Below are 2,778 nucleotides of genomic sequence, written 5' to 3'. Positions count from 1 at the left end.
GGACGAGACGTTCCGCTTGTTGAATAGACAGCGGGGTCAGTAGCCGTCCGTAAAAAGAAAAGCTACTGATACAACTGATATGGTGTTGTTCAAATGAAGGGGTAACGCCCGGAAGGGACACACACAAACTCCCTACAGCGTGATAGTTGTGCAAGAACTGTCGGGTTGTCAAAAGTTAGGGTGAAGAGCAAAAAGCAGGTCCTAACAGGTAAGGCTGAGGAAAGATTCACAGAGGTGTGGGTTGCCTGTGATTATGTAGTGAAGCTGTATATGGTGAGTATCCACGGAAGTGGGGACGAACTGACGATTTAAAGAGTCTAAAATTCGAATGCGTTGAAAAGCGTATGCCAACGGTTTGGCGCTGATTACCGAAAAGTAACTGGGTGGAAGTGAAAGTCGGAACATTGTTACAGGCAATGGAAATCAGCAGGCTCAAAGGAAGCACCTAAGTACAGTATATTGCATCATATTGGAACGTCGAAAGCAACGAACAGCGAGCAGTTGCACATGCTATGACCTGTTGGTAAGGAAAACACACTGTATAACTTACCTTTATCGTTGTGAGAGCGGAGGCACGAGCGATGAAGCTTCTGTAATGGGAGTGGAGCAACAGCCTCCAGTGGGACGACTGGTCAGTCTGCCAGTCGACAAAACAAGTGTAATAAAGTAATGCAGTTAACATTCATAGGTTCGAGTATGACTAAGAGAAACAAGTCTTGCGAGAGTGAGGTGATGTTGACTATGCAAAGAAAGGAATTGTTAAAGAAAAGTGCTATCCGATATGCTGAGTACTACGGCATGGTCGAAGTACAGGACGCATTATATGCGGATAGTGCGAGCGAAAAGATTTTCACGAATCTGATAAGTATTATCGGTTCAGATGCCAATATCAAAATGGCATACCGTAATCTCAAATCAAACAAAGGAAGCAGCACACCTGGTGTCGACGGTAAGACCTTTAAGGACTTAGCTGAGATGTCAGAGGAAGCATTGGTTCAATGTGTTAGGGACAAAATTCTTAACTACCAGCCTAAAGCGGTGAGAAGGGTATATATCCCAAAGCCAAATGGGAAAATGCGACCATTAGGAATCCCTACGGTATTAGATAGGATTGTACAACAAAGCGTGTTGCAGGTCATGGAGCCTATATGCGAAGCCAAGTTTTATCGGCACAGTTATGGTTTCAGACCGAATCGTAGCACTAAGAATGCCGTTGCCGTGTGTTACAAACTGGCGCAGGTGGACGGATTCCACTATGTAGTTGATGTAGATATCAAGGGATTTTTTGATAATGTCGACCATGGAAAGCTACTAAAGCAGATATGGACGATGGGAATACGTGATAAAAGGCTGATTTCCTTAATTGGAAAAATGCTAAAAGCTCCAATTGAAGAAAATGGGGTTAGAACGGTACCCGACAAAGGCACGCCTCAGGGCGGTGTACTTAGTCCCTTACTGGCAAATATTGTGCTGAATGAGCTTGACTGGTGGATAGCCAGTCAATGGGAGGAAATGCCTGCAAAGCATCCTCTGAAAAGCGATATTTATATGAATAAAAATGGTACCCCGAATAAAGGGAATCTGTACAAGAAGTTGCGACAGTCCCGATTGAAAGAGTGCCACATAGTGAGATATGCGGATGATTTTAAGATATTTTGCAGGTCGTATTCTGATGCTTCCAAGCTAAAGCATGCGGTCGAGCAATGGCTAATGGACAGACTAAAGCTGGAAACATCTCCAGATAAGTCACGAATTACGAATCTTACCAAAGGCTATAGCGACTTCTTAGGCATAAAATTTAAACTTTACAAGAAGGGAAAGAAATGGTCTATCAAGTCTCATATGACTGACAAAGCCATCAATTCTCAACGAGTGAAGCTGAAAAATGCCATGGCGCAGGCCTGTAAATCTCACGAGAGTGAACAATCACAGCACGATGACCTCATCAGATACAACCAAGCAGTCATTGGTATGCATCAGTACTATAACATGGCTACTATGATAAATGCAGATGTTCACAGACTGTTCCCGTCGATTGACATAACCATGAAGACGAGACTGAATAGTCGGGCTGACCTCTCCAAGGAAAAACCGCCGACATTGAAAGGTGCGATGGACGAATATTTCTATCAGAAATATGGGGAGTCCAAACAGGTTAGATATATCAATGGTATGATTGTCGTCCCTGTAGCATACTGTAGGACGCAAAATCCAATGTTCTACCGAGTGGACACCAATCGTTACACCCCACAGGGACGTGAACGTATTCACCGCATGCTTGCTAAATCTGAATATGGAGAAACGCTGTTGAAGTTGAGTAGAGATAACGACACGAATCATAGTATCGAATTCTGTGATAACCGCCTATCAAGATTTGTGGCATCAAAGGGTAAGTGTGAACTCTCAAAGGTGTCTCTTGCGTTTGAAGATGTGGAATGCATATATCTTAATCCACCAAGCCAAGGTGGTACGGATGAATATGCAAACCTCAGAATCGTACACAAAGATATAAAGAGCCTTATCTATTCTAATGACGTGAAAATCATCAAGTCCCTCATCGATTTATTCGATTGTAGGGCACCTGCCAAGATTGCAAAGCTCAACAAATGGAGAGCTAAAGCAGGATTGGAAGCAATTAACCTTATAACAATTAACCAGACTTTGAAGTAACTGTATTAGCAATAAAGACTTATCCCATGGAACGCCGTGTGCAATGAAAGTTGCTTGCACGGTGTGGCTCGGGGCGAAAGGCGTGAAAGCGTCTGACCTATCGAGATT

Annotated in this window: 1 protein-coding gene; it reads left to right on the top strand. The window is 43.4% G+C overall.

Translation table 11 applies throughout. The features are described from left to right. The first annotated feature begins 741 nt into the window (after positions 1-741). Positions 742-2,670, top strand: a complete 1,929-nt coding sequence (ltrA, locus tag G5B12_RS16800; RefSeq protein WP_242872675.1) for a group II intron reverse transcriptase/maturase — start codon at positions 742-744, stop codon at positions 2,668-2,670. Positions 2,671-2,778: the final 108 nt, after the last annotated feature.

Source organism: Blautia sp. MSK.20.85, from assembly GCF_013317245.1.
Classification (GTDB): Bacteria; Bacillota; Clostridia; order Lachnospirales; family Lachnospiraceae; genus Blautia_A.
This window is presented reverse-complemented; position numbering and strand designations above follow the sequence as displayed.

Coding starts and splice junctions, on each gene's coding strand:
- ltrA (WP_242872675.1), top strand. CDS start 742: ATGCAAAGAAAGGAATTGTTAAAGAAAAGTGCTATCCGATATGCTGAG.